Origin of the sequence: Roseovarius marisflavi, from assembly GCF_900142625.1 — a bacterium.
GTDB lineage: Bacteria > Pseudomonadota > Alphaproteobacteria > Rhodobacterales > Rhodobacteraceae > Roseovarius > Roseovarius marisflavi.
The window spans coordinates 82,624-107,545 of the sequence record NZ_FRBN01000008.1; the positions used below are offsets into that span (position 1 = coordinate 82,624).

The following is a 24,922-nucleotide window of genomic DNA, read 5'->3' on the forward strand; positions in this document are numbered from 1 at the left end:
AGCGATTCCATGGACCGCTGTTTGCGGCTGGACAGAGTGTCGCACAATTTTCCTGGGGATCAAATTTTTTTCTTACGAAGGCCTAAATTTTAACCGTTCCATCCCCATACTGGACGTAAATGTCCGACCAGGGTTGTCTGTCCATCTTTTTCGCCGTTCATTTAATTCGCCGCTCATTTTAGGGATCAAGAGATCGCAGATGTGACAGATATCAGGGCCGTCTGAGATCGTCTTCCCAGTCGGGCACGTTATTGATCAAAATGGTCGCGACTCTCGTAAAAACCATGCGAAGCTTGTCGATATGTGGGCCCTTGTGGCCTTCATCATCGAGAGCCTTGTTCATGCAAAACAGCCAGTTTTCCGCATCGGCCTTACGAATGGGGACATGGGCGTGCATCAGCTTCACATCCATGTGTCCATGCTTTTCCTTGTAATAGGCACGCCCCCCCATAAACCCCGACAAGAAATTGAACTGTTCCACCCTGGCGTGGGCCACACCGTGACCACGGGCATGAAGCCTGCGCAGATTTGACCCCTCTGGCAAAGTTTCAATCAGGTCATAGAATGCCTCGACAAGCTCGCGCAGCCGGGCCTCTCCGCCAAAGTCATCAAGCGCGCTCATTGGGCAACCAAATGATTGCCATCGCGCACCTCGAAAGGCGTGGGAGGGGTTGATTTACTGACCCAGAACCATTGCCCGCCATATTCCATGACAAACCAGCCCTTCCACTCAGTGTTACCGGGCCATCGGCTTTGATATTCCTCGCCTTCGACCCGCCAGTCCCCACGCGCTGACCTTGCGTTATCCTGCGCGAAAATCGTGATGCCGTCTGTGCCGAAGTATTGCCGGTATCCGATACCGTCCCAAACACCCACCGCGGTATTGCCTGACAAAAGAATCTCGATCTCGGCGCCACGGAGCTTGACCGACTGTGCCTCAGTCGACCCTGCCAGAAGAGCAAATATCAAGGCAAAGCGGATCATGAGCGTGGGCGTTCTTTCATGGGGTCATAAGCCGCGAGGTTCTCGGCCACCCTGGCAGGCAGACGCATTTGATGGCCATCAAGTTTGCCAATTTCCACTTCGGTCCCGACATCGGCATGGGCCACATCAATCCGCGCAAGCGCGATGTTCTTTTTCAACAAGGGCGAGCGCATCGAAGAGGTGACTTCGCCAATCTGCGCGCGTCCGATGTGAATACAATCGCCATGCGCCACATCGACATTGCCGTCAATTTCCAGCCCGACGAGCTTTCTCATCGGATGTTCCTTGCGTCGAATCAGGGCATCGCGCCCGACAAAATCATCCGTTTTCGACTTGAGCGGGCAGGTGAAACCGATCCCCGCTTCAAACGGGTCCGTCTGGTCAGAGAAATCATAGCCGGCGAAAATCAAACCCGCCTCGATTCGGACCATATCAAGCGCCTCCAATCCCATCGGCGTCAGCCCATGCTCCTGCCCCGCCTCCCAGATGGCATCAAAGATTTCGGCGCAATCCTTGGGGTGACACATGACTTCATAGCCAAGCTCGCCAGTATACCCTGTCCGGCTCACCACAAACGGCGTGCCCGCTTCGTTGCGCAGACGCGCGGGGGTAAAGCGGAACCAGCCAAGCTGATCAAACTCGGGGTTATGCGGCGCGGTCCATACGAGTTTGCGCAACAAATCGCGGCTTTCGGGGCCTTGCACCGCGACATTGTGCAGCTGATCAGTTGACGAGCGCACAAGAGCCTTCAGGCCATTCTTATCCGCCAGTTCGCGCAGCCATTCTCCGCCATAATCCGACCCACCGATCCAACGGAAGTTGTCTTTGCCAAGGCGGAACACCGTGCCATCGTCGATCATGCCGCCATGCTCATAGCACATCGCTGTATAGACTACGCCGCCAACCGGCAGGGTTTTCATGTTGCGCGTAAAGGCGTATTGGCACAGCGCCTCTGCATCGGGGCCTGTAATCTCGAACTTGCGCAGAGGTGACAGGTCAAGGATCACACATTTTTCCCGGCAAGCGTGGTATTCAGCGATTGGGCCTGCGGTTGCAAAACAATTTGCCAGCCAATAGCCGTTATACTCGATGAAATTCCGGGTGTGTTTTGCAAAGCTATCGTGGAAACCGGTTTGCTTCGTCATTTTTGCCTCTGAATCTGGGGTTGCGCGGATCGCAATGGCGCGCTGAAACGTTTCCTTGCCGCTGTAGGTACGGACGTGAATATCGGTCGGGTTCCAACCATTCGCTGCGGTAGTGTCATCGGGACAGGCGCTTGAGACGCAGACGATGTCGGTCAAGGCGCGCAACAAGACATAATCGCCCGGGCGGCTCCAGGGCTCGTCGGCATACATCACCCCGTGATCATCAAGGAATGTGTTGAAGAAGAAGTTGATTGCCATCCAGCCCGGACGCCCGGACACATTGTACTCTGCCAGCGCGTGGTTGAAGTTGTCCGAGCAATTCACATGCCCCGGATAGCCAATGTCATCATAGTATTTCGCGCTGCACGCCAACGCAAAGGCGTCATGTCGCCCGCAGGTGTCCTGCACAACCTCTACAAGCGGGACCATTTCCTGATCGTAGTATTTTGCATGCAATCCCGGCATGGGATAGGCGTGCCCCATCAGAGTGCGGGTCGTTGTTACGTCGAGGGCATGTTCGATACCCTTATCCAGCTTGCGCGCCGAGAAACACTCAAAATCCGTGCATTGGCGCCCGTCCACATCCAGAATCTGGATGTAGTCTCCGGCTTTCACAAAATAAGCTTCAGCCGTTTGACTATGCACCCGGATATCGGCAACCGGCTCGGCCAGAGGATCGGGCAGTTCGAAACGGATCTGCGGATTAAATACCGCCCGCCTGATCATCACAGTCAGCGGCGATGCTGTGTCCTGTCGCTCAAGATCCATCGCTGCGGCGGGGGCGGCAATGATGACGGCACCTTTGCGGGACACAGTAAATTCGGCGCTCGTTTTGGCAGGCGTCGTACCCTCGAAAAGATGCACGGCCGGCGCCGAGGCAAGATCAATGCCGCGCGCCTCAAGGCCCATGCGCAGACCGCGCAGCGATCTGTCCTGCGATGTCAAAAGCGCCTTAAGCCCGCGCGCGTCACCATTGGCAGTTGCGCCAATAATACCGGCATCGATCCCGCCTTTGTCATCGCTCGCCACGATCTCGCAGCGCTGGCCACCTTCGTCATTCGTGACGGTCAGTCGATCCCCCGCATCAACTGCGATGAGCACGGCGCCCTGCCCTTCGACAACATAGCGTTCGGTGCCGCGGGGCAGCGAAAAGACCGAGGGTTTGATGATCGAACTGGGCTTTGGCGGACCCGGTCGAACCGTAGGATAGCTATCAAGCACTTTGTTCCTCCCAGATGCATGTTGCATGATTGGAATAATTGTTTAACCGTAAGAATACAGCGCCAGACCCGTACAGCAAACGAATTCGGACATAATGAACACCCATCAGATGAATTTTGCTTTCTGGGTCCCGTTTGGAGGATCGGCAATCGGGTTTTGCCCTGCCTTTATCGGCAGATTGCGGGGAATTTTTGGAGTGGTTTTTATTTTTATCTCATTTTCAACGCTCATGATTCGCCTGTTTCGGAAGGAACCGTGAGCTCGCTTACCCTCGGCCTGGTCGCAGCCCTGTGTTGGGGATTTCACGATATTTGCGCGCGCTTTCTCAGCCAAAGATCTCCCATTAGCGCTTGTATCTTCACCGTCCTGCTGACGGGTCTCGTGCTTCACGCCGGATTGACGATCACAACAGGCACACTCGTGATGCTACCGATACGAGCCGTGTCTTTTGCCCTCGGTGCGGGCGTCTTCTTTGTGGTCGCGACATACGGATTGTACCACGCTTTCCAGCGCGGACCGGTGCGGCTTGTCGCCCCGCTTATTGCAGGCTACCCGATTTTATCGGTTAGTTGGGCCGCGTCTCAGGGCACGCCAATCAGCCTGTTTCAATGGGCCGCAGTGGGTTCAGTCGTCACAGGCGTCGCCATCGTTGCAGCGCTGTCAGATACCAGCACCGACGAAAGCCCGCCCAAAGGCCCGACCATCCTTTATGCCGTCATAGCTGCCATTGGGTTCGCAGGCACCTTCGCCCTTGGTCAGAAAGCCGCCGAAATAAGCCACGAAATGCCAAGCACTCTTGTGTCGCGACTGATGGCTTTGGGGCTGGTTGTTGGGATTCTGCTGATGCTCAAACACCCTTTCTGGCCGGGCAAACGTGCCTTGCCCTGGCTTGTCGCCATGGGGATAGCCGATGGCATTGCATTGCTATGTGTCCTGTCCGCAGGGCGACTGCCTGACGCCAAATACGCGGCTGTCTCGTCGTCTCTTTTCGGGCTGCTGACGATCTTGCTGGCCTGGGCTTTCTTGAAAGAGCGCATGAACACGGCACAATGGGCAGGCTGCCTTATTGCATTCGCAGGCGTTGGATATCTGGCGCTTTAGTCCGCAGGCAAGCACGTGTCGCACACTGCAGCCATCTAAAATGCGAAGGAGGCGGCCTGAGCCGCCCCCTTCTGTCGTTTAAGGGAATAGGACCCTAGTATCGTTCAAGAGTCTTGGCGACCTTTTCGGCATCCCCAATCTTTTTGGCCTTCTCCAGATGCTCGCCTTCGCGGACAAACTGAATGCGGTGCCACCCTATCCAGAAGATAACCCCCACGATAACCATCGGGATCTCCCAGCCTTGCATCGGGTAAACCGGGCCAACTTCAGCCAGATCAACCGCCCAGCTATCATAACCAATCGACATATCTGCTTACTCCTTTGTTCAGGTTTTCTGGGCCAGCGCAGCTTTATCAGCCGCGATGATCTCGGATTTGGCATCCTCATAGGCATGGTGCTCGGCGTAATCGAGGCCTTGCAGTTCCACCTCTTCGGGGATGCGCAACACGCCCATGGCAGATTGAATCTTGGACACGGCCCAACCCGGCGCAAAGCCCAGAACAAAGAACATGATGAAGGCACCGATTGCCTGACCCAGCGGGTTGACCGTTGCATAGCCTTCATAGGGCGAACTTGGTGCGCCCCAAAGCACAAAGCCGGCGATGATCAAACCAACAACGCCGGAGTACCCATGAACCGCCACAGCACCAACTGCATCGTCCAGTTTGAACTTTCGCTCAACCCAGTAGTGCAATTTATAAACAATGACGACGCCGACGGCGCCAACGATCATCGCCTGAACCGGATGATAAAGGTCATTGCCGGCCGAGGCCGTGATGATCCCGGCAAGACCGCCCGAGAAGGTCCAGAACGCATCGCCTTTGGACACCACATAAGCCGCCATCAGGCCACCGGAGAGTGACATCAGGAAGTTAAAGGTGATGGCCGACAGGGTGGTTGGCGCCAGATAGATATTGGTCGCGGTCCATGTTGTTCCGACAATCTGGCCGTCAATCACTTCGGGTGAAATGATCGGGACGTTACACGCCGCATAAAAACCCCAGAAGCCCGTATAGATCAGGAAGATACCAATCGTGAGCATCCACGGATTATGCGGAGGGATATCGCGCGGGGTTCCATCAGAGGCAAACTTGCCGATCCGTGGACCAAGCACCATGATCACACCCAGAGCATACCCACCCGCGATTGCGTGGATCACGCCCGACGCATAGGCATCGTGATACCCCAGAACCTTGACCATCCAGCCATCCCAGTGCCAACCCCATGCCGCGTCAATGATCCAGAATACTGAACCAATCAGAACCGCGTGAACCCATAGCGCCGAAGACCGTATCCGTTCGATGACCGAGCCGGACACGATTGACGCCGCCGTCCATGAAAACAAAAGGAAGGCTGCCCAGAAGACACCTGTGATCCGGTCTTCGAGGTTGGTGGCCATATTCGGTGACCAGGGGGTGTTTGCGGCACCAGCATCAAAATCGATTGATCCGCCGAAAATGTAGAAATTGGGGAATGCCCAATAGATCCACCAGCCAAAGAAGAAGAACGTAACCGTAACCAATGGGATGATCATGACGTTTTTCATCAAGGTGTGCATGTGATTGCGTGCGCGGCTGGCGCCGACTTCATACATGCAAAATCCAACATGGATCAAAAACATGAAAACAACCGTCACCCAATAGTAGAACTCGGTAAACACTGTCGTTAGTGCATTTAGGTTTCCGTCCACAGCATACTCTCCCTTCGTTGTTCGAGGCACTTGTTGCCTCTTATTAATAATTTTTTCATGTAGAATGCTGCGGAGGAAGATCATCTGTCAACGACTTTGACGCAAATTTAATACGCAACTCAGGCTATCGATGACGTTTTGAACAGAAATATTTACCTGTGAGGAAAAAAAGTTGCACTGATTTGTTGCTTTTTGTGGCGACCTGAGGCTGAATACCCGGCAAGAGAACAGAGTCGGAAACACAGGAGAAACACATGGCCATTCTTTGGAGACATTCCGCGTTAGCGCATCGGCACGCAGAAATTGGCGGCGAGTTGGAAGACTGGAACGGAATGGGCACGGCATGGTTTTATGACCATACCCCCGAACGCGCCAAGGCAGATTACGAGGCGGTTCGCACCAAGGCCGGCCTGATGGATGTCTCCGGCCTCAAGAAGGTGCATGTTGTCGGTGCCGACGCGGCTTATGTCATTGACCGCGTCACAACCCGCAATGTTGAAAAGATTGCACCGGGCCGCTCGACCTATGCCTCGATCCTCAACGCCGACGGCAAGTTCGTCGACGACTGCATCATCTATCACATTGCCGTCAATTCCTGGCTCGTGGTTCACGGGACCGGCATAGGAATGGAGCAACTGGCAAGTGTGGCTGCTGGCAAGAATTGTGAAATTCTGTTTGACGATGACTTGCACGACATGTCCTTGCAGGGGCCGGTTGCCGTTGACCTGCTGGCCAAGGAAATTCCGGGCATCCGTGACCTGGCCTATTTCGGACTGATGCAAACCCGCCTTTACGGTCGCGACGTCATGATCTCGCGTACCGGATACACCGGCGAGCGGGGCTATGAAATTTTCTGCCGCGCCAAGGATGCAACCCATCTCTGGGACAACATCCTGGAGGCAGGGAAAGACATGGGCGTGCGTCCTGTGCAGTTCAGCACCCTCGATATGCTGCGGATTGAAAGCTATCTGCTGTTCTATCCCGGCGACAACTCTGAAACCTTCCCGTTCGACGATGAACCATGCGGTGACACCCTGTGGGAGCTTGGTCTGGACTTCACCGTATCCCCGGGCAAGACCGGATTTGTCGGAGCCGAGAACCACTATGCGATGGAAGGCAAGGAGCGGTTCAAGATCTATGGCATTCAGCTGAGCGACAGCATGGCACAGATGGATATGGGCGCGCGCGTGATGCGGGACGGCAAGGACATTGGTGTGATCACCTATGGCCTGTCATCCGAGTTGAACGGCTATAGCGTTGCGATCGCACGCATCGCACCTGATGCGGCCAAGCCCGGCACAAAACTGTCTGTTGTGCAACTTGATGGAACAGAACTTGCCGCGACGGCCGAAGAGATGCCATTCTACGACAAGGACAAATCGATCCGCACCGCCAAAGGCTGAGACCTGCGGGCGCGGGAAAGCCACCGCGCCCTCTTCCATTCCAAGGGACTGAAATGTCGAAGTTTACCTTTCCAAAAAGTATCACAAGCCGACCCGTTTACGGCACACTTGAACCCCGCGAAGGGTCGGCTCACCTTATGATTGCCGACGCGGAGGGTGCAGAGGCGATTCTTGATGTCGCCACGCCAGAAATGATGGCCAAAGCGCATATTATCTATATCCCGAAAGGCGAAGATTTCGAAGACAGGCTTCGCGCGTTGAAACCGGCTTCGTTTTATGCGGGTCCATCCTATGCCGCGGCGCAACCGCGCCTGCACAAATTTCTGGCCGATGCAAAGATGGGCCTACAGGTCTATCTGGCCGGCACCGAAGGCCTCATCGGGCAAGCTCAGAGCGCGGCGATGGCTGCGGGCATCCCGCACACCGCTATTCAGACCGAACATCGCGGGAGTGTGGCGCGCCGCATGCAATGCGTACACTGCAAGGGGATCACCGAAGACGTCGAAACCGATCCGTTTGTCTGTTCGCATTGCGGATTGAACCTCTTTGTACGCGATCACTATTCGCGCCGTCTGGCCGCGTATCAGGCCGTGTGCATCGACGCCGAAGATCCGGGCAACGTGCCCGAACCCAAGGGGATTTACGAATGAGCGGGGCTGATAAGATTGCCGTCACTGTCACGGATATTGTACCGCTGAACGAGCTTGTCACGCGGTTTGAATTCAGGCGGACGGATGGCGGCCTGCTGCCGACGTTTTCAGGCGGGGCACATACCGTCGTGGAAATGCGCGACGGAGATATCACCCGAATGAACCCTTACTCGCTGATGTCTGATCCGATGGATCAGACAGCCTATTGCATTTCGGTGCGCCGCGACGACGAGGGGCGCGGTGGCTCGCTGTTCATGCACAATAAGGTGGCTGTCGGCGATGAGATGGTGATCTCATACCCCGTGAACCTCTTCAGCCTTGATTTGCGCGCGAAAAAGCATCTTTTTCTTGCCGGCGGCATCGGGATCACGCCGTTCATGGCACAGATCAAGCAGCTTGAACGGTTCAACTGCCGTTGGGAGCTGCACTATGCCTGCCGCTCAAAAGACCTTGGCTCTTATGCAGATGAGCTAAGCGCGCACCACCCGAATGAGACCCACATCTACTACGACGATCAAAAGCAAGCCATTGACCTGGTCAACCTTCTGGATGGCCAACCGCTGGGAACGCATGTCTATGTCTGCGGGCCAAAGGGCATGATCGACTGGGTGCGCAACACCGCCAAGGCCGAAGGCTGGCCACGCGAAGCGATCCACTATGAAGAATTCCTTGCACCCAAACCGGGCAAGCCATTTGAGGTCAAGCTGGCCATTTCAAACAAGGTGATCCAGGTCGGCGAACAGGAAAGTCTGCTGGAAGCTATGGAACGTGAGGGCGTCGACGCGCCCTATCTGTGCCGTGGTGGCGCCTGCGGGCAATGCGAGACGCGGGTAATTGATTACGCGGGAAACTTCATCCACCGCGATCACTGGCTGGACGACGCCGAACATGCCAGCGGCGAAAAGATCATGCCCTGCGTCAGCCGCTTTGAAGGAAAAACTCTGGTATTGGACCGCTAACGCGCCATACCGCGATAGGTGGCCTCTGGTTTTCGGATTTTTGAGGCGACAGGAGAGAAATACATGACCATTCAATTCAACGACGAAACCTTCCGCGATGACTACTCCTTTCATAACTCGGAATGGGCCATCAAACGGTTTCCATTTCCGTTCCACGAAGACAGCTACATGTATTCGGTGAACATGGAGCAACATCGCGGCGGGCCAGACGGATCGGTCTTTGAAAAGCGGTTCGATGTCGACGAACACTATGTCTCCGAGATGAAAGACCGCGCGCTGGTTCTGGCAGATGATCCGCTGCGATGCCAATCATTGCCGCATATGACATTGGCGGGCTGGGACCTGCTTGAATTGATCATGGTCAGCAAGTCCGAGGATTATCCAGACCTGTTTGAGTTGCATCGCGACGGCAACGCATGGCGGTGGATCAATAAACCCCTGGGTATTGATCACAGCTTCACATTTCTTGACGAGGCCACCTTGCCCTATGGCCCGATGGAATACATCACACGGCAGGCACAGGGCGACTTTGCCGTGCTGGACCAGCGCGATGACAACCTGTGGATGGACGCAGGCATGGTGACGACCCAGGCCGACTGGTCGCTTGATTTCGACATCGGTATGAATTTCTTTGAATGGCACGCCCCGGTGCCGCTGGCCCATGAAAAGGGTATCTTCGTGCGGGCGCTCAAGTTTCTTTTGAACATCCAGCAAGGGTCGCCCGCGCGGCGCCTCAACTGGACGATGACGGTCAATCCGCTGCTTGATACCTCGCCGGAGAACTATCACAAATGGGGCATCCAAAAAACGACGCTGACGCCTGAAAACATCGGGGCAAAGCAACACTTGCGGGTGGAATTGCAGACCTTCTTCCGCCTGCCCCGCTCGAACGCTCTGGTGTTTCCGATCCGCTGCTACCTCTGCAGCTTTCAGGATCTGATGACGGTGCCCAAATGGGGGCGTCGGCTTCACCGTGTGATCCGGGATTTGCCCGATGAACTGGCAACCTACAAAGGTTTCATCGACAATCGGCCGTTGATGCTGGATTACCTGTCGAAATTTGATGATGGCTTGCCCACATCGCCCGGAATCTGGCCTGACCTGGATGTTGAACCTGCCCTGCAAAAATAGCGCAAATGCAGGGGGTCACGCAGTTCATCCGAGGCGCGCGTGTTCTTCTGGTCTTGCTCGCTCTGGGCCAATCGGCGCATGCACAGCCCTGTCGGCTTGCTTTGGTTCTTGCGCTTGATGTGTCAGGATCTGTTAATTCGGCAGAATACGCTCAGCAGGTCAACGGATTAGCCGCGGCCCTGAATGATCCGGATGTCCGTGCGTTGATCATAGCTGGAACCGGCGCAGCAGTGTCACTGGCTGTGTTTGAATGGAGTTCGCGCAATCACCGGTATGTCATCCAACCCTGGACCACTTTGGACAGCCATGTTGCCTTGGACCGCGCCATTCTGCGCATTCGGTCGCATCGAAAAATACGCGCCGGTTTGAAAACCGCACTTGGCACGGCTTTGTCGGTTGGGGCAACGATGTTGCAGGACAAAACCAATTGCTGGCAAAGCACGATTGATGTGTCCGGCGACGGCAAGAACAATATCGGGCCCTCACCAGCAGATGCATATCGCTTGCCAGAATTTGAGCGGATTACCGTGAATGCCCTGGTTATAGGTGACCCATCAGATGCCCCTCGGGCCAATTCCAAACAGGCATTGCTGGACTATTACGAACGTGAAGTCATCCACGGCCCGGGATCGTTTGCAATGATGGCAAATGGGTATGAGGATTATGCCAACGCGATGCGCCGCAAGCTGATGAAGGAACTGGCCTTGCCAGTGCTTGGATGGGCTGACTTCTAGCTTTGCTGTGTGTGACTGATGAGGGGTTCAGATCCAACGCGGCGACCGCGTCAGATCTGCACCGGCTAAGCGTGGAGGCCATTAGCCGGTGCAACCCCAGATAAGAAGCCTCAGGCTTGCTTTTCGGTTTGAAGATAACTCTCAAGACTATCGTCAAGCGCGTCGACCCAAGGCGTGTGATGCGCCGGGGCCATGGTGCCGGTCATCGGGCTGACATAGCCGTGGTTCCGGAATTCCATGATTGCCTGTTTCTTGTGCTTCTTCCATTTGAAGAACGCGTCGTTTGACGCATCAATATCAAAGGAAGGATAGTCGGTTTCATCAATCAGTTCAGCCGTATAGCCCCCCTGATATTTGATACATGCATAATCATCTTCCAGGGCATCTTCTTCTGCCTGGCGCCGTTTCCAGTCGGCTTCCATCTCGGCGGCACCCGGCAAATCAATCAGGCCCATGATCGCATCGCGTACCCACCAGGCCTGAGCATCGAACATGTTGAAGGTGTACCACTGGTCCTGCATCCCGAGATAGAACATGTCGGGGTTGCCGGTATAAACCACGCCTTTGTAGAGATCGTTTGCCGCCAACCGATTCGCGGTTTTGAGGCGCAGATCGTCCGGCAGGAACGGGAAATGGTGGCGATATCCGGTACAAAGAATGATCGCATCGACCTCTTTGGATGTCCCGTCAATGAAGTGCGCGGTATGTCCATCCACGTGATCAAGCGCAGGAACCTCTTGCCAGTTTTCAGGCCAATCATAGCCCATTGGCGCGGTACGATGGGCCACCGTGACCGACTTGCAGCCGTATTTCCAGCACTGGCTGCCGATGTCTTCGGCAGAATATGAGGTGCCGAGGATCAGGATATCCTTGCCCTCGAACTCGCGGGCTTCGCGGAAATCATGCGCGTGCAGGATGCGGCCCTGGAACGTTTCGAACCCCGGATAGTGGGGAACATTCGGAAAGCTGAAGTGACCAGACGCGACAATCACGTGATCGAAATGTTCACGGGTTTCGCTGTCGTCTTCGCAATCGCGAGAGGTGACCTCGAATCCACCGTCGATTGCCCGGACATCGCGAACCACTGTATTGAATTTAATGTACTTTCTGACATCTGCCTTTTCCACCCGGCCTTTGATGTAATCAAACAAGACGGCGCGCGGGGGATAGCTTGCGATGGGTTTTCCAAAATGCTCTTCAAAGGAATAGTCGGCAAATTCCAACCCTTCTTTCGGGCCGTTGGACCAGAGGTAGCGATACATCGACCCGTGGCACGGGTTGCAATGCTCGTCTACGCCGGTCCGCCATGTGTAATTCCACAGGCCGCCCCAATCCGACTGTTTTTCATAACAAACGATGTCCGGGATCTCCGCACCATTTGCCGCGGCCGATTGAAAGGCGCGAAGTTGTGCAAGGCCGGACGGTCCGGCCCCGATGATGCAGATACGCTTCTTTGACATATTGTTGTCTCCCTGGTTTGAATGGAACCAAAATTATTATGTGGTTCTTTTTGGTTCCCAACATTGAGCCGATTCCTATACCAATATGTCAACACCAATTAGCACCTGCCGCGATATTTCTGTCTTGGCCGCCACCGAAGAGCGTGTAAAAGAGCATATGGAGTCATCAAGTTTTGCACAGCGACTGGCCGTTTCCGGCTCGATGCCACGATTGTCGGTGGGGATGGCGAAAACTGTTGATATCGGTTTTCTCGCGCCGCTTTCTGGCCAGGTTGAATCCTGGGGATTGCCCGGACTTCACGGGTGTCGCATTTGGGAACAGTGGATCAACAACGCAGGCGGCCTTTTGTTTGGCGGGCGACGGTATCCGATTTCCATACATGCCCATGATTGTGGCAGTGATCCCAAAGAGGCGCTCGAAGGCGCCAGGGAACTGGTGCAGACCCACGACATCAAACTGATGATGATGCTTGGCGGTGACAGCTTTGCGGCTGTGTCAAACTTTCTGCGGGATCGGCGTATCCTGACATCGACGCTCCTGCCAAGCGATCTGTCGCCAGACACCCCCTATCTGATTGCGCCCAGTGAGGTGCACCCGATCTATGTGGTGACCGGGGTTGACTGGCTGGCGCGGCAGCGGCCCGAGCTAAAGACCGTGGCACTTTGCGCTCAGCAGGATGGCATGGGCCTGCCGTCTTTGGCGACCTATCGCGCGGCCTTTAGGGCGGCCGGGATCAAGATCGTCAAGGAAACGCAATACCCTGCCGAAGGCGGCGATGTTGCCGCGATCGTACAGCCGATGCTGGATCAAAACCCGGATATTCTGTGCTGGTGCACAAGCTATACGCCGATGGTGCACGCCATGACGGAATATGCTTTTGCGGCCAATTACAAAGGCCAGATATTGACCTGTACGCTGGATCACTACGAAGCGCTTGTTGCAAAAACCAGCCCTGAGTTCATGGAGGGCGTTGTCTTTCAGTTTCCTGATTTCGACGATCCGGCGCTTCGGGAAAAGGCGTTCTTTTTCAACCAGCCCAACGTGTTTTATGAAGAATACAACAACCGCTTTCCCAACAGCTGGAGCGCGGTGAGCTGGGAGTATGCGGCGATTCTCGACATCTGGCATGCCGCTGTCGAAAAGGCCGATACCGTTAGCCCGATGTCTGTTCTGGCCGCGATGAAGCAGCTGGGCCACGTCACCCACGCCTTTGGCCACGCGGAATGGTGGGGGCAGGATGTGTTCGGAATCGACAATGCCCTGATCGGCGATTGGCCGGTGGTCACGGTGCAGGATGGCAAGGCACGGATCGTCGAATTCGGGTCGATCCCGAAATGGCTGGCCGCGCATAGCGACCTGTTGAAATCCGAGATGACAAATCTGGGCCAGATGTGGGAACAACGCCTCGGCCGCTCTGTTCAAAGCCCCGCGCTTGGCACCCGCAGCATCAAGGTCTGACGCCGCCTTACAGGTCCTGTAGCAACAGTTGCTGTTCTTCGACCAGGTGCAGCTTTATGAATTCTACCGCCGATGCGACGTCCCGCGATGCGATGGCATTGAACAGCGTATTGTAGCGCTTTTGATAATCCTGCATGCGTTTGGGCGTCAGAGCACGACGGCGCAGTTTGTTGCGAAAACTCTGACGATAGGTCTCGATGGCAAGGTTATAGCAAGAGGCAAGAAGCGGGTTGCCCGTACCCTCGGCAATCTGGGTGTAGAGACGCTCTTCCAGCTCGATGAAGTCGTCCACACTGGTTTGAACGGCCTCAATTTGCGATAGCGTATTGGACAGTTCGGTGATCATGCGGGGCGTCATGTTGATCACGGCCAGGCGCACGATTTCCGGCTCAAGAATACCGCGCACCACCAGATGGTTTAGCGGGCTGGTATCATCGGCAACGGTATTGGTCTCCACATTGCGCGGCGCGTTGGATTGGTACGTGACAAAACTCCCAGAGCCGGCGCGCCGACGGATGACATCATGGGTTTCCAGAACATCAAGCGCCTCTCGCACCGTGTTGCGGGCAACGCCAAGTTCGGTGGCCAGGGTGCGTTCGGACGGCAGGCGCGCGTCCAGAGTGTATTCATCTGACTTGATCCGCGCGAACAGCGTATCAACAACGGTCTGCACCGTTGCGCCAATTGGCTGTTCAGAGACAATTCTGGCGGTCTTGTCAGCAATGGGCTTGTTCATCTTCACCTCGAGTCAGTGCACGCATCATAGCCGTTCTCACGTCTGGATTGCACCGAGCAAATTCCTGGCACCGAAGACTGGTGGATTTTTGGTCACCCGTCTCATTTGCCTGAAAATAGGGATAACCTTTGGAATAAAAAAGGGAAAACAAAGTATTGGTTCAAGAAAAAGGACCAAATTTAGACCAAAAATAAGAGATATGGTGAATTAAGGACCGATTTTCTTTGCAGAACCTAGAATGTCTGTTAGCGTTCGTAACCAAAGAGGACCAATTTTCACTAAGCGGTACTATTTTTCACTGAGCCGGTACGCATTTAAGAATGGTCCTCAAGAGAATCGCCCAAAAAGATGGCGACAACATGGGAGAAGAAAAAATGCTATCCAAGATCGTAAAGTCGGGTTTGACGCGCCGAACCTTCCTGCAATCAACGGCGGCGGCTGCCGCCGCAAGTTCTTTGCCGCGCATGGCGCTTGCACAGGACAAGGTCATCAAGATCGGGTTTCTGGCCCCTTTGACCGGTGCTGTTGCGGCCTGGGGTAAACCGGGTCTCGACGGGTGCGAAATCTGGGCCGAGCGGGTCAATGCCGCGGGTGGCATCAAGTTGAGCGACGGCGACTACATGGTCGAATTCGTCGGTTACGACAACGAATATGACCCCGCCAAGGCGCGCACCGGCGCCACCAAGCTTATCCGCGAGGATGGCGTCAGCTTTATCATGATGCTGGGCGGCGATACATGGCCGGGCGTACAGCCTGTGGCGGACAAGACAGGCATGCTGTTCTCGACCCTGCTTCCGTCGGATCTGTCGCCTGACACGACAACGCTCATTGCCCCGGCCGAAGTTCACCCGATCTATAACGTGACCGGTGTTGAATGGCTGGCCGAGAACAAACCTGAGCTGAAAACTGCCGTGATGTGCGCGCAGGATGACGCGCTTGGCCTGCCCTCCGTGGCAACCTATCTTGCCGCGTTCGAGGCGGCAGGCATCGAGATGCTGGATGAGCCCCTCCTGTTTGACCCCGCGACCACCGATTTCGCCCCGGTCGTGACCAAGCTGATCGCCGGAAATCCCGATATCGTGTGCCTCGATACGTGCTATTCGGATTACGTGCATCCCATTGCCGAACAGCTGTTCCAGCAGGGCTTCAAAGGTCAGATCATCAGCTGCACCGCGGATTTCTATGACCAGATGATTTCCAAGACCTCGGAAGAGTTCATGGAAGGCTTCGTCTTCCAGTTTCCTGATTTCGACGATCCGGCGCTGAATGCGGATAACATCAACTTTAGCGACCCCAACGGCTTTTACGCCGAGTTCAACAAGCGCTTTCCGGGTCAATGGGGCGCGGTAAGCTGGGAATACGCCTCGATCATGGATCTGTGGAAGGCCGCCGCCGAAAAGGCCGGATCGGCAGAGCCCGACGCCGTGATCACCGCCATGAAGGACGGCCAGGGCAAACACGCCTTTGGCGACGCCGATTGGTGGGGTGAAGAGCTGTTTGGGATCGACAACGCGCTTGTCGGTGACTGGCCGGTTGTGGCGATTGAAGGTGGCAAAGCCACAATCAAGGAGTTCCGCAATATTCCGGCGTGGTACGAAAAGCACGGCGACCTTCTTGTGAAGCACATGCAGGCCTATGACCAGATGTGGAATCAGCGCGGCTGATTTCTGCAACGGCGGCACAGGTGTCTGTGCCGCCGCGTTTTCTTGACATGAAGAGATTTAAACGATGCTGGACCTTCTCGCGCAGACCGGCCTGAATGCTGTGTACGCTGCTAGCTATATCTCGCTTATCGCCGTGGGCCTCGTGCTTATATTCGGCGTTATGGGCGTGATCAACTTCGCCCATGGCGAGCTTTACATGGCGGGCGCCTATTCGGTCGTGCTGTTCTATTCCGATTTTGAACTGCCGTTCATGATTGCCGTGGCGGCGGGGCTGTTGTTTGTCGGCTGTCTTGGTTTGCTGATGGAGCGGACGCTTTTCCGCCCGTTGAAGGACAACCCGCTTGGCGGCTTGGTGGCCTCGATCGGTTTCCTGATGATCATGCAGGCCCTGGCCAGCATGGGGTTCGGCGTGCGTATGGAGCATATTCCGCCGGTCACGCAGCATGTCATCGAGTTTTCCGAACGCGTGCGCCTGCCGATGGCCCGCCTGTTCGTGATCATCGCCGCAGTGGTTTTGCTGAGCGCGCTTTGGATATTCCTGAAGAAGACGCGGTTCGGCTGGGCGCTAAGGGCCGCCGCGCAAGACCCGGAAGCGGCGGCACTACAGGGCATTTCAATCAATCAGACCGCCCGCATCGCGATGTTCATCGGCGCAGGGCTGGCCGGAATCGCCGGGGCCCTCACGGCCCCCTTGGTTTCGGTCAATCCGCATATGGGTCATTCGGTCATCGTCACGGCCTTCATCGTGATCATCGTCGGCGGGGTCGGGTCATTGGAGGGGGCGGTCATTGCCTCGGTCGTCTATGCGATTGTGCATACCTTCGTGACCACCTTCTTTGACGGGGTGATTGCCGACATCACCGGGTTGAGCCTGATGTTGCTGGTACTCATCGTCAAGCCGACGGGCCTGTTCGGGAGTGCTGATCGTGCGTAACTTTTTGATCTTTCTGGCCGGCGCTGCAGCCCTTCTTGCCTTGCCCCACGGCCTTAGCTTTTCGCAACAGGAAATTCTTGTTTTCCTGACGATCAACATCCTCTTGGTCTCGTCCTACCGGTTGCTGACCCTGACGGGTGAATGGTCGTTGGGGCATGTCGTGATCATGGGTGTCGGCGCCTATGCCTCGGCGCTTCTTACCAAGAAGCTTGGGGTTTACGTGCCTGTCAGCATCTTGCTCGGCGGGATAATTTCTGCGCTGCTGGCCGTCGTTCTGTCATTCCCTCTGTTTCGGATGAAGGGGTTCTATTTCCTCATCGGCAGCTTTGCCGCAGGTGAGATTATTCGGCTTCTGTGGAAGCGGTTTCGTGATCCCTTTGGCGGAGCCAAGGGCATCAAGGGAATCGACCCGATGCCGGATTTCTCGATCGGCATCTATGATTTCGATTTCTTCGAGCCGGTCAGCTATTACTACCTTGCGGTCGTGGTTGTCGCCGCGTGCCTGTGGATCCTCTGGCGGATCGAGCGAAGCCCGGTCGGCCTGACGTTTCACGCGGTCCACTGGCAGGATAAACTGGCCGAGGCCTCGGGTGTGAACCTGCGCGCTTATCGGACCCTTGCCTTTTCGATTGCCAGCGGCTTTGCCGGCATCAGCGGCGGCCTGCTTGCGCATTATATCGGTACGATCAATCCCAACAGCTTTGATGTCGAAGTCATGGTGTTTGTCCTGACGTGGGCCATCGTCGGCGGCACCAGCACGTTTTACGGGCCGATTCTGGGCTGTATCGTCCTGACGGTTCTGAACGAAATCGTCCTGCGCGAATTGGGGTTCGAACAGATGCGCCCGCTGATTTACGGCGCGATCATGATCCTGTCGATCCTGTTCATGCCCAAAGGACTTGAGAGCGTGGTGCAGAAGATTTTCAGCCGGAGGGCCAAGCCATGACCCAGTTTCTTGAAGTTGATAATTTGACAATGCGCTTTGGCGGTTTGACGGCGGTTGATGGGCTTAGTTTCAAGGTGAACCACGGTGAAATCCATGGGCTGATCGGCCCCAACGGCGCGGGCAAGACGACAACCTTCAACATGATTTCCGGCTTTTACAAGCCAACCGAAGGCCAGGTAAGGCTTCGGGGCGAGGATATTTCTGGCCTCAAGATGCACGAGGTCGCGCGTCGTGGCGTGGTGCGCACGTTTCAGCATTCGACACTTTTTGCCGAGTTGTCGGTGTTGGATAACGCCCTGGTTGGTACCCATATGCCGTTTCGCCCAAACATCTTTGCCGCCATCATGGGATGGGACAAAGAGGATCGGAGGGGGGCCGAGGCGCGCGCGCTTGAGGCGCTTGAATTCTTTGGGTTGCTGCACCTGAAAGACAATCTTGCCGGCGACCTGAGCCACGGCCATCAACGCGCCCTTGGCATGGCCGTCGCCTATGCCAGCCACCCCGACGTGATGCTTCTGGATGAACCGTTTACCGGCATGAACCCGGAAGAGACCCGCCAGATGATGGGGTTGATGCGCAAGCTGCGCGATGACGGCATTACGATCCTGCTTGTTGAACATGACATGCAGGCGATCATGGGCCTTTGCGACACGATCACCTGCATGAGCTTTGGCAAGTTCCTCGCCGAAGGCGGTCCCGAAGAAATCCGCAATCATCCCGCCGTGATCGAAGCCTATCTTGGGGGTGCGCGCCATGTTGCTTGAGATGAAGGACGTTTCGGTCAGCTATGGCAAAGTATCCGCCGTGCGAAACCTGTCCCTGAACGTGCCCGAAGGCGGGATTGTCACCATCATCGGCGGCAATGGCGCGGGCAAGACAAGCACCCTGCGCGCGATGTCGGGCATGGTGCCGCTGGTCGGTGGTGAGATCTCGTTCAGGGGCGAGCGCATCGACGGTCTGACCTCGGACAAGATCGTTGCAAAGGGCATCGCGCATGTCCCTGAGGGGCGGCGCATTTTCCCGGACATGACCGTCGAGGAAAACCTGCGCACCGGCGCCTTTCTGCGTCGCGACAAGGCTGCCGTCGAGACCGACCTGGAATCGGTGTTCACGCGCTTTCCGCGCCTCAAGGAACGCCGCCGCCAGATGGCCAAGACCATGTCGGGTGGCGAACAACAGATGCTGGCGATTGGCCGGGCCCTGATGAGCGCGCCCAAGCTGTTGTTGATGGACGAGCCGTCAATGGGGCTTGCCCCGGTGATCGTCGAGGAAATCGCTGTCATCATCGAAGAGATCAACGCCCAGGGCCTATCGGTGGTTCTGGTCGAGCAGAACGCAGAACTGGCGCTTGAACTGGCGGACCACGCCTATGTTCTTGAGACAGGCAACCTTGCACTGGAGGGACCAGCAGATGAGTTACACGGAAATGAACATGTTCGTGCCGCGTATCTGGGGATTTGATCTTGGCTCGACCCAGGCAAAGGTCGCCCGCCAGGCTGGCTGGACCCGCGCCGATATCCTTTGGGAAGGGTTGATGGAGGCCGCGAATACCGCCTGGCTCAAAGGCGATCAGAAAGCTGCGGCAAAGATGTTTCGTCGTGCCTTTTGGGTCGCCAGGCTGGCCTTTGCGCGCAACGATCTGCGGCAAGCCACGGTCCAGCTGAACCTGGGCATTTTGGCTCGGAAAACCGGGCAGAGCGAAAAAGCACAGGGCTATCTCAAAAAAGCCGCCCACCATTGGGACACTCATGCCGGGGCAAACATTGCAGCGATGCAAATTGCGCCGCGTGCACGCAGTTCACTGTTTCACCTTCGGATGGAGGCTTTGCACCGGGACACCTACCACGACAACTTCCGGGCGCGCGTGGGTAAGATCGCAGACGAAATTCGCAGCGCCATTGACAACCTTCAGCGGGATCAGGCCGTCGGTTGCCGCCTTTATGCCCGTTGGCTTGGCGAGCGGCCGAACGTCTATGATGATACCCGAAAGGTTCTGGGGGCATGCTTGCTGGTATTGGACCCCTAGGCGCGTAAAAGGCAATCAGCCCGATTTTTGCGCCCGGATCGTCATGCCAGATTGCGCTTGAAATAAGTCCAGTCTAGACTGTCAGCATGGCAATCCCGGTCGAAACCTTTTTCCTTGCTCCCGACGCACAGGGCACCCTGCAGGCGCAGATCCAGCAGATGATCGCGCAGGGCATTCTGTCGGGCCGGTTTCGCAAGGGCGAAAAGCTTCCATCCTCGCGCAAACTGGCCGGCCATCTCGGGGTGAGCCGAATCACCGTGACGCTGGCGCTGACCGAATTGCAGGCCAACGATTACCTCGAGGCGCGGGATCGCTCGGGCTATTTCGTGTCGCAGAACGCGCCGGAACCGCCCGCCTTTGGTGCCCCGGGCCCGGCACGCGATACGATTGACTGGTCACGTGCGCTTGGCCGTCGCTTTACCGGTGGCGACACCCCGGAAAAGCCCCAGAACTGGGCGAGCTATCCCTATCCCTTCATCTATGGCCAGACCGACCCCTCGCTGTTTGATCATGCCAACTGGCGCCACTGTGCGCTTCAGGCCCTGGGCCAGAAGGATTTTCAATCGCTGACCTCGGATTACTATGATCAGGACGATCCCAAGCTGATCGAATTCATCGCCCGCCATACCCTTCCGCGGCGCGGGATACTGGCGCAATCGGATGAAATTCTTGTCACGATGGGGGCACAGAACGCGCTTTGGCTCACGGCACAGGTTCTTTTGACCCAGCGGCGCACGGCGGTGATCGAGAACCCGTGCTACCACGCTCTGCGCGATATTCTGGTGCAATCGCGCTGTCATCTTACGCCGATTGATGTGGATCGCGACGGCCTGCCGCCCGAGGCGTTGCCGGATCATGCCGATGTGATCTTCACCACGCCAAGCCATCAGGCCCCGACCAATGCCACCATGCCGCTTGCGCGGCGCAAGGCGCTTTTGGCCAAGGCAGCGGCGATGGATGCGCTTATTGTCGAGGATGATTACGAGTTTGAAATCTCGTTCCTGCGCGCACCCCTACCAGCTCTTAAATCGCTCGATTCCGAAGGACGTGTGATTTATGTCGGCAGCTTTTCCAAGTCGATCTTTCCGGGTTTGCGGCTTGGCTATCTGGTGGGGTCCAAATCCTTTATCCGCGAATGCCGTGCCCTGCGGGCGAGCGTGCTGCGCCATCCGCCGGGCCATATCCAACGCACGGCGGCCTATTTTCTGTCGCTTGGCCATTACGACAGCCTTGTGCGCCGTATGGGTCAGGTGTTCACCAAGCGCCGTCACGCGATGGAGACCGCCCTTGCCGATCACGGCCTTGGCGTGGCCGGGCGCGGGGTGTTTGGCGGATCGTCGATCTGGATGCGCGCCCCCGAGGATGTGGATATAACCGAAGTCGAACCGCGCCTGCGTGACGTCGGCGTGCTGATCGAGCCGGGCCATCCGTTTTTTTATGGCACCAATCGTCCGCGCAATTACTACCGTCTGGCCTATTCCTCGGTCCCCGCAGAGCGCATTGCGCCGGGGATTCAGCGATTGGCGAGGGAATTGGAGAATGCACGCGGTACCGGTACGGATCGTGGATAATCACCCGAAAATCTCGCGAAATAAACGGCTTGACCGCACAATCACCGCAAGTTTGACCCCATTCAAACCTTTCTTGCTATTCATTATTGAGATCGGTATTCTCATTTTCCAAGACGTCTGGATATACTCTCGGACCCTTTCTGGCCCTAGAAGCCCGGGCTTCCGGGGGTTAGTTTCAGCCCAGATTTCCCCTTCAGGTGCCGTTCAGCACCGCGACCCAAGGATGTAGCCCATGAAAATGACCACCGAAGAAGCCTTTGTAAAAACCTTGCAAATGCACGGCATCCAGCATGCCTTTGGCATTATCGGATCGGCGATGATGCCAATCTCTGACATTTTCCCGAAAGCGGGCATCACGTTCTGGGATTGCGCCCATGAAGGCAGCGCCGGCATGATGTCTGACGGCTACACCCGCGTCACCGGCAAGATGTCGATGATGATCGCCCAGAACGGCCCCGGCATCACCAACTTTGTCACCGCCGTGAAAACCGCCTATTGGAACCACACCCCGCTGTTGCTGGTGACCCCGCAGGCCGCCAACAAGACCATCGGTCAGGGTGGCTTTCAGGAAATGGAACAGATGAACCTGTTCGCCGATTGCGTCGCCTACCAGGAAGAGGTGCGCGACCCGACCCGCATCGCCGAGACCCTGAACCGCGTAATCATGCAGGCCAAGCGCGCCAGCGGCCCGGCCCAGATCAACATCCCGCGCGACTTCTGGACGCAGGTGATTGATATCGAACTTCCGGCGATTGTCGAATTCGAACGCCCCGCTGGCGGCGACATGGCCCTTGCGCAGGCCGCAGAGCTTTTGAGCACCGCCAAGTTCCCGGTGATCCTGAACGGTGCCGGCGTGGTTCTGGCCGGTGGTATCGACGCCTCGCGCGAGTTGGCCGAGCGTCTCGATGCGCCGGTTTGCGTTGGCTATCAGCACAACGATGCCTTCCCCGGCGCGCACCCGCTTTTTGCCGGGCCTCTGGGCTATAACGGATCCAAGGCCGGGATGGAGCTTATTTCCAACGCTGACGTGGTTCTGTGCCTCGGCACCCGCCTGAACCCGTTTTCGACCCTGCCGGGCTATGGCATTGATTACTGGCCCAAAGACGCGAAAATCATCCAGGTCGATATCAACGCCGACCGCATCGGCCTGACCAAGAAGGTCACTGTTGGCATCGTTGGCGATGCCAAGAAAGTTGCAACCTCGATCCTTGCAAAACTGTCGGACACTGCCGGTGACGCAGGTCGCGCAGACCGCAAGGCCCTTATTGCCAAGACCAAATCCACCTGGGCACAGCAACTGTCGAGCATGGACCACGAAGAAGACGATCCCGGCACCAACTGGAACCAGCGCGCCCGCGCCGACAAGCCCGACTGGATGAGCCCGCGCATGGCCTGGCGCGCGATTCAATCCGCTTTGCCGCGCGAAGCGATCATCAGTTCGGACATCGGCAACAACTGTGCCATCGGCAACGCCTACCCAAGCTTTGATCAGGGCCGCAAATACCTTGCGCCGGGTCTGTTCGGTCCCTGTGGCTATGGCCTCCCGGCGATTGTCGGTGCCAAGATCGGCCAGCCCGATGTGCCGGTTGTCGGCTTTGCCGGTGATGGTGCCTTTGGTATCGCTGTGAACGAGCTTACCGCGATTGGTCGTGGCGAATGGCCCGCCATCACGCAGGTCGTGTTCCGCAACTATCAATGGGGGGCCGAAAAGCGCAACTCGACCCTGTGGTTTGACGACAACTTTGTCGGCACCGAACTTGATACACAGGTGTCTTATGCCGGAATTGCCCAGGCCTGTGGCCTGAAAGGTGTGGTTGCGCGCACCATGGAAGAACTGACCGCCGCCCTTAACCAGGCGATCAAGGATCAGATGGAAAACGGCAAGACCACCCTGATCGAGGCGATGATCAATCAGGAACTTGGTGATCCCTTCCGCCGTGACGCGATGAAGAAGCCGGTTGCAGTTGCCGGGATCGACCCCGCCGACATGCGCCCCCAGCAAGTCTGATAGGGAGGGCGGGCCGGAGCCAATGACAAAAGCACCCCTTGATCTGTTGCTGTCAGAGGCACCGGCCACCCGCCCCACCATTTCCTTGAGCGAAGGCAGTGATCCCCGCGTTGTCGCGGGGGCGCTTGCCGCCCGCGATGCCGGGATCGCCGATCTGATCCTTGTCGGCAGCGGCGATGCCGTTACCGCAGAATTACAGGCCCAAGGTGCGAGTGCGGGCGACGGGATCGCCATTCATGATCCCGCCACCTCGCCGCTGACCGCCGATTTTGCCGCGGCCTTTCATGCGCTGCGCCGCCATAAGGGCGTCGATGAAGACGCGGCGCGCAAGGCCGTTGAAACTCCGCTGATCTATGCCGCCATGCTGGTGCGCGAAGGCCATGCCGACGGCACCGTCGGCGGCGCTGTTGCCACCACATCGGATGTGGTTCGCACCAACCTTCAGGTGATCGGCAAGGTGCCTGACGCCGCCATGGTCTCAAGCTTTTTCCTGATGTATCCGCCGCAAAACGCCGGTGGCGATGCCCGCGCTATGCTCTATTCCGATTGTGGACTGGTGATTGATCCGACCTCTGACGAGCTGGCCGGAATCGCCGCCGCCTCTGCTGCCTCATGTCGCGCCCTTTTACAGCAAGAGCCGAAAATCGCCATGCTGTCATTTTCCACAAAGGGCAGCGCGCGCCACGAGATGGTCACCAAAGTCACTAGGGCACTGGAACGACTGAATGCCGATCACCCCGATCTTGAGGCCGACGGCGAATTGCAATTCGACACTGCCTTTGTGCCTGCCATCGCCGCCAGCAAAGCGCCCGGATCAAACGTTGCCGGTCAGGCAAATGTCATGATTTTCCCCAACCTCGATGCGGGCAACATCGCCTATAAGATCACCCAGCGTCTGGGGGGCTATACCGCCATCGGCCCGATCCTTCAGGGCCTTGCCAAACCCGCCAATGATCTTTCGCGCGGCTGTGTCGTCAATGACGTGACCCAAATGATTGCCGTCACCGCTCTTCAGGCACTGGCCATGCAGGGCTAGCGGAATATCATCGGGTGAATTTCGGTTTTTCCGGGACATGTGTTCGGAAAAGCCAAACAAATGA

At 56.7% G+C, this 24,922-nt stretch carries 23 protein-coding genes; 16 read left to right on the forward strand and 7 right to left on the reverse strand.

Features of this window, described 5'->3' with window-relative positions; translation table 11 throughout:
• Positions 1–211: 211 nt before the first annotated feature.
• From BUB78_RS09335 to BUB78_RS09345, 3 genes are read right to left on the reverse strand one after another with little or no spacing between them, the layout of a single operon-like run.
• A complete protein-coding gene (locus tag BUB78_RS09335; RefSeq protein WP_073197387.1) occupies positions 212–622 on the reverse strand; it encodes a group II truncated hemoglobin in 411 nt (136 codons plus the stop codon).
• Entirely contained in the window at positions 619–984 is a 366-nt protein-coding gene (locus BUB78_RS09340) for a hypothetical protein (protein ID WP_073197390.1), read from the reverse strand. The genes BUB78_RS09335 and BUB78_RS09340 overlap by 4 nt, the downstream gene beginning before the upstream one ends.
• Positions 981–3,350, reverse strand: coding sequence for a trimethylamine N-oxide demethylase (locus BUB78_RS09345; protein WP_073197392.1), 2,370 nt, complete (start codon positions 3,348–3,350; stop codon positions 981–983). Before BUB78_RS09345 ends, BUB78_RS09340 begins: the two co-directional genes overlap by 4 nt.
• 18 nt (positions 3,351–3,368) lie before the next feature.
• Between BUB78_RS09345 and BUB78_RS09350 the strand changes: the two genes are divergently transcribed.
• Positions 3,369–4,451: a DMT family transporter gene (locus BUB78_RS09350; protein WP_342742314.1), complete on the forward strand. Its 1,083-nt coding sequence runs from the start codon at positions 3,369–3,371 to the stop codon at positions 4,449–4,451.
• Positions 4,452–4,545: 94 nt separating this feature from the next.
• Here BUB78_RS09350 and BUB78_RS09355 read toward each other — a convergent pair whose 3' ends face one another.
• Positions 4,546–4,758: a hypothetical protein gene (locus BUB78_RS09355; RefSeq protein ID WP_073197394.1), complete on the reverse strand. Its 213-nt coding sequence runs from the start codon at positions 4,756–4,758 to the stop codon at positions 4,546–4,548.
• Positions 4,759–4,776: 18 nt separating this feature from the next.
• Positions 4,777–6,141, reverse strand: a complete 1,365-nt coding sequence (locus BUB78_RS09360; protein WP_073197396.1) for an ammonium transporter — start codon at positions 6,139–6,141, stop codon at positions 4,777–4,779.
• Positions 6,142–6,395: 254 nt separating this feature from the next.
• Here BUB78_RS09360 and BUB78_RS09365 point away from each other — a divergent pair, with 254 nt between their 5' ends.
• The 5 genes from BUB78_RS09365 to BUB78_RS09385 all read left to right on the forward strand — a co-directional run bounded on the left by BUB78_RS09365 (position 6,396) and on the right by BUB78_RS09385 (position 11,018).
• Complete coding sequence (locus tag BUB78_RS09365; protein ID WP_073197398.1) at positions 6,396–7,544, forward strand: aminomethyl transferase family protein; 1,149 nt, start codon at positions 6,396–6,398, stop codon at positions 7,542–7,544.
• A gap of 53 nt (positions 7,545–7,597) precedes the next feature.
• Entirely contained in the window at positions 7,598–8,194 is a 597-nt protein-coding gene (locus BUB78_RS09370; protein ID WP_073197400.1) for a dimethylamine monooxygenase subunit DmmA family protein, read from the forward strand.
• Complete coding sequence (locus tag BUB78_RS09375; protein ID WP_073197402.1) at positions 8,191–9,153, forward strand: PDR/VanB family oxidoreductase; 963 nt, start codon at positions 8,191–8,193, stop codon at positions 9,151–9,153. The genes BUB78_RS09370 and BUB78_RS09375 overlap by 4 nt, the downstream gene beginning before the upstream one ends.
• Before the next feature lie 63 nt (positions 9,154–9,216).
• Entirely contained in the window at positions 9,217–10,284 is a 1,068-nt protein-coding gene (locus tag BUB78_RS09380) for a heme-dependent oxidative N-demethylase family protein (protein WP_073197404.1), read from the forward strand.
• A 5-nt stretch (positions 10,285–10,289) separates the two neighbouring features.
• Positions 10,290–11,018, forward strand: coding sequence for a DUF1194 domain-containing protein (locus tag BUB78_RS09385; protein WP_073197406.1), 729 nt, complete (start codon positions 10,290–10,292; stop codon positions 11,016–11,018).
• A gap of 110 nt (positions 11,019–11,128) precedes the next feature.
• Here the strand turns inward: BUB78_RS09385 and BUB78_RS09390 are convergent, their stop codons facing one another.
• On the reverse strand, positions 11,129–12,478 hold the full coding sequence (locus BUB78_RS09390; protein ID WP_073197408.1) for a flavin-containing monooxygenase: 1,350 nt from the start codon (positions 12,476–12,478) through the stop codon (positions 11,129–11,131).
• Positions 12,479–12,635: 157 nt separating this feature from the next.
• Here BUB78_RS09390 and BUB78_RS09395 point away from each other — a divergent pair, with 157 nt between their 5' ends.
• A complete protein-coding gene (locus BUB78_RS09395) occupies positions 12,636–13,937 on the forward strand; it encodes an ABC transporter substrate-binding protein (protein ID WP_073197519.1) in 1,302 nt (433 codons plus the stop codon).
• A 7-nt stretch (positions 13,938–13,944) separates the two neighbouring features.
• Here the strand turns inward: BUB78_RS09395 and BUB78_RS09400 are convergent, their stop codons facing one another.
• Entirely contained in the window at positions 13,945–14,673 is a 729-nt protein-coding gene (locus BUB78_RS09400) for a FadR/GntR family transcriptional regulator (RefSeq protein ID WP_073197410.1), read from the reverse strand.
• Between the two features lie 374 nt (positions 14,674–15,047).
• On the opposite strand from BUB78_RS09400, the gene BUB78_RS09405 reads away from it, so the two are divergent.
• The 9 genes from BUB78_RS09405 (at position 15,048) to pta (ending at position 24,858) form a co-directional block, all read left to right on the forward strand.
• The gene (locus BUB78_RS09405) at positions 15,048–16,337 is read left to right on the forward strand and encodes an ABC transporter substrate-binding protein (RefSeq protein WP_073197521.1); all 1,290 of its coding nucleotides are present in this window, start codon (positions 15,048–15,050) and stop codon (positions 16,335–16,337) included.
• Between the two features lie 64 nt (positions 16,338–16,401).
• Complete coding sequence (locus tag BUB78_RS09410) at positions 16,402–17,271, forward strand: branched-chain amino acid ABC transporter permease (protein WP_073197412.1); 870 nt, start codon at positions 16,402–16,404, stop codon at positions 17,269–17,271.
• Entirely contained in the window at positions 17,264–18,217 is a 954-nt protein-coding gene (locus BUB78_RS09415; RefSeq protein ID WP_139279300.1) for a branched-chain amino acid ABC transporter permease, read from the forward strand. The genes BUB78_RS09410 and BUB78_RS09415 overlap by 8 nt, the downstream gene beginning before the upstream one ends.
• The gene (locus BUB78_RS09420) at positions 18,214–18,981 is read left to right on the forward strand and encodes an ABC transporter ATP-binding protein (RefSeq protein WP_073197416.1); all 768 of its coding nucleotides are present in this window, start codon (positions 18,214–18,216) and stop codon (positions 18,979–18,981) included. The genes BUB78_RS09415 and BUB78_RS09420 overlap by 4 nt, the downstream gene beginning before the upstream one ends.
• Positions 18,971–19,678 carry an ABC transporter ATP-binding protein gene (locus BUB78_RS09425; protein WP_073197523.1) on the forward strand — a complete coding sequence of 236 codons (708 nt, stop codon included), beginning with the start codon at positions 18,971–18,973 and terminating at the stop codon, positions 19,676–19,678. Before BUB78_RS09420 ends, BUB78_RS09425 begins: the two co-directional genes overlap by 11 nt.
• A complete protein-coding gene (locus tag BUB78_RS09430; protein WP_245813430.1) occupies positions 19,629–20,243 on the forward strand; it encodes a tetratricopeptide repeat protein in 615 nt (204 codons plus the stop codon). Before BUB78_RS09425 ends, BUB78_RS09430 begins: the two co-directional genes overlap by 50 nt.
• An 86-nt stretch (positions 20,244–20,329) precedes the next feature.
• Entirely contained in the window at positions 20,330–21,814 is a 1,485-nt protein-coding gene (pdxR, locus tag BUB78_RS09435; RefSeq protein ID WP_073197420.1) for a MocR-like pyridoxine biosynthesis transcription factor PdxR, read from the forward strand.
• A 232-nt stretch (positions 21,815–22,046) separates the two neighbouring features.
• Positions 22,047–23,822, forward strand: coding sequence for a sulfoacetaldehyde acetyltransferase (xsc, locus tag BUB78_RS09440; protein WP_073197422.1), 1,776 nt, complete (start codon positions 22,047–22,049; stop codon positions 23,820–23,822).
• Positions 23,823–23,844: 22 nt separating this feature from the next.
• Positions 23,845–24,858 (forward strand): phosphate acetyltransferase, encoded by a 1,014-nt coding sequence (gene pta / locus BUB78_RS09445; protein ID WP_073197424.1) that lies wholly within the window; start codon positions 23,845–23,847, stop codon positions 24,856–24,858.
• Positions 24,859–24,922 lie beyond the last annotated feature (64 nt).

What these genes read in the sequence shown, in the direction of transcription:
- BUB78_RS09335 (WP_073197387.1), bottom strand. Translation starts at nt 622, where the DNA reads ATGAGCGCGCTTGATGACTTTGGCGGAGAGGCCCGGCTGCGCGAGCTT.
- BUB78_RS09340 (WP_073197390.1), bottom strand. Translation starts at nt 984, where the DNA reads ATGATCCGCTTTGCCTTGATATTTGCTCTTCTGGCAGGGTCGACTGAG.
- BUB78_RS09350 (WP_342742314.1), top strand. Translation starts at nt 3,369, where the DNA reads ATGTTGCATGATTGGAATAATTGTTTAACCGTAAGAATACAGCGCCAG.
- BUB78_RS09355 (WP_073197394.1), bottom strand. Translation starts at nt 4,758, where the DNA reads ATGTCGATTGGTTATGATAGCTGGGCGGTTGATCTGGCTGAAGTTGGC.
- BUB78_RS09365 (WP_073197398.1), top strand. Translation starts at nt 6,396, where the DNA reads ATGGCCATTCTTTGGAGACATTCCGCGTTAGCGCATCGGCACGCAGAA.
- BUB78_RS09370 (WP_073197400.1), top strand. Translation starts at nt 7,598, where the DNA reads ATGTCGAAGTTTACCTTTCCAAAAAGTATCACAAGCCGACCCGTTTAC.
- BUB78_RS09375 (WP_073197402.1), top strand. Translation starts at nt 8,191, where the DNA reads ATGAGCGGGGCTGATAAGATTGCCGTCACTGTCACGGATATTGTACCG.
- BUB78_RS09380 (WP_073197404.1), top strand. Translation starts at nt 9,217, where the DNA reads ATGACCATTCAATTCAACGACGAAACCTTCCGCGATGACTACTCCTTT.
- BUB78_RS09385 (WP_073197406.1), top strand. Translation starts at nt 10,290, where the DNA reads ATGCAGGGGGTCACGCAGTTCATCCGAGGCGCGCGTGTTCTTCTGGTC.
- BUB78_RS09390 (WP_073197408.1), bottom strand. Translation starts at nt 12,478, where the DNA reads ATGTCAAAGAAGCGTATCTGCATCATCGGGGCCGGACCGTCCGGCCTT.
- BUB78_RS09395 (WP_073197519.1), top strand. Translation starts at nt 12,636, where the DNA reads ATGGAGTCATCAAGTTTTGCACAGCGACTGGCCGTTTCCGGCTCGATG.
- BUB78_RS09400 (WP_073197410.1), bottom strand. Translation starts at nt 14,673, where the DNA reads ATGAACAAGCCCATTGCTGACAAGACCGCCAGAATTGTCTCTGAACAG.
- BUB78_RS09405 (WP_073197521.1), top strand. Translation starts at nt 15,048, where the DNA reads ATGCTATCCAAGATCGTAAAGTCGGGTTTGACGCGCCGAACCTTCCTG.
- BUB78_RS09410 (WP_073197412.1), top strand. Translation starts at nt 16,402, where the DNA reads ATGCTGGACCTTCTCGCGCAGACCGGCCTGAATGCTGTGTACGCTGCT.
- BUB78_RS09420 (WP_073197416.1), top strand. Translation starts at nt 18,214, where the DNA reads ATGACCCAGTTTCTTGAAGTTGATAATTTGACAATGCGCTTTGGCGGT.
- BUB78_RS09425 (WP_073197523.1), top strand. Translation starts at nt 18,971, where the DNA reads ATGTTGCTTGAGATGAAGGACGTTTCGGTCAGCTATGGCAAAGTATCC.
- BUB78_RS09430 (WP_245813430.1), top strand. Translation starts at nt 19,629, where the DNA reads ATGAGTTACACGGAAATGAACATGTTCGTGCCGCGTATCTGGGGATTT.
- pdxR (WP_073197420.1), top strand. Translation starts at nt 20,330, where the DNA reads ATGGCAATCCCGGTCGAAACCTTTTTCCTTGCTCCCGACGCACAGGGC.
- xsc (WP_073197422.1), top strand. Translation starts at nt 22,047, where the DNA reads ATGAAAATGACCACCGAAGAAGCCTTTGTAAAAACCTTGCAAATGCAC.
- pta (WP_073197424.1), top strand. Translation starts at nt 23,845, where the DNA reads ATGACAAAAGCACCCCTTGATCTGTTGCTGTCAGAGGCACCGGCCACC.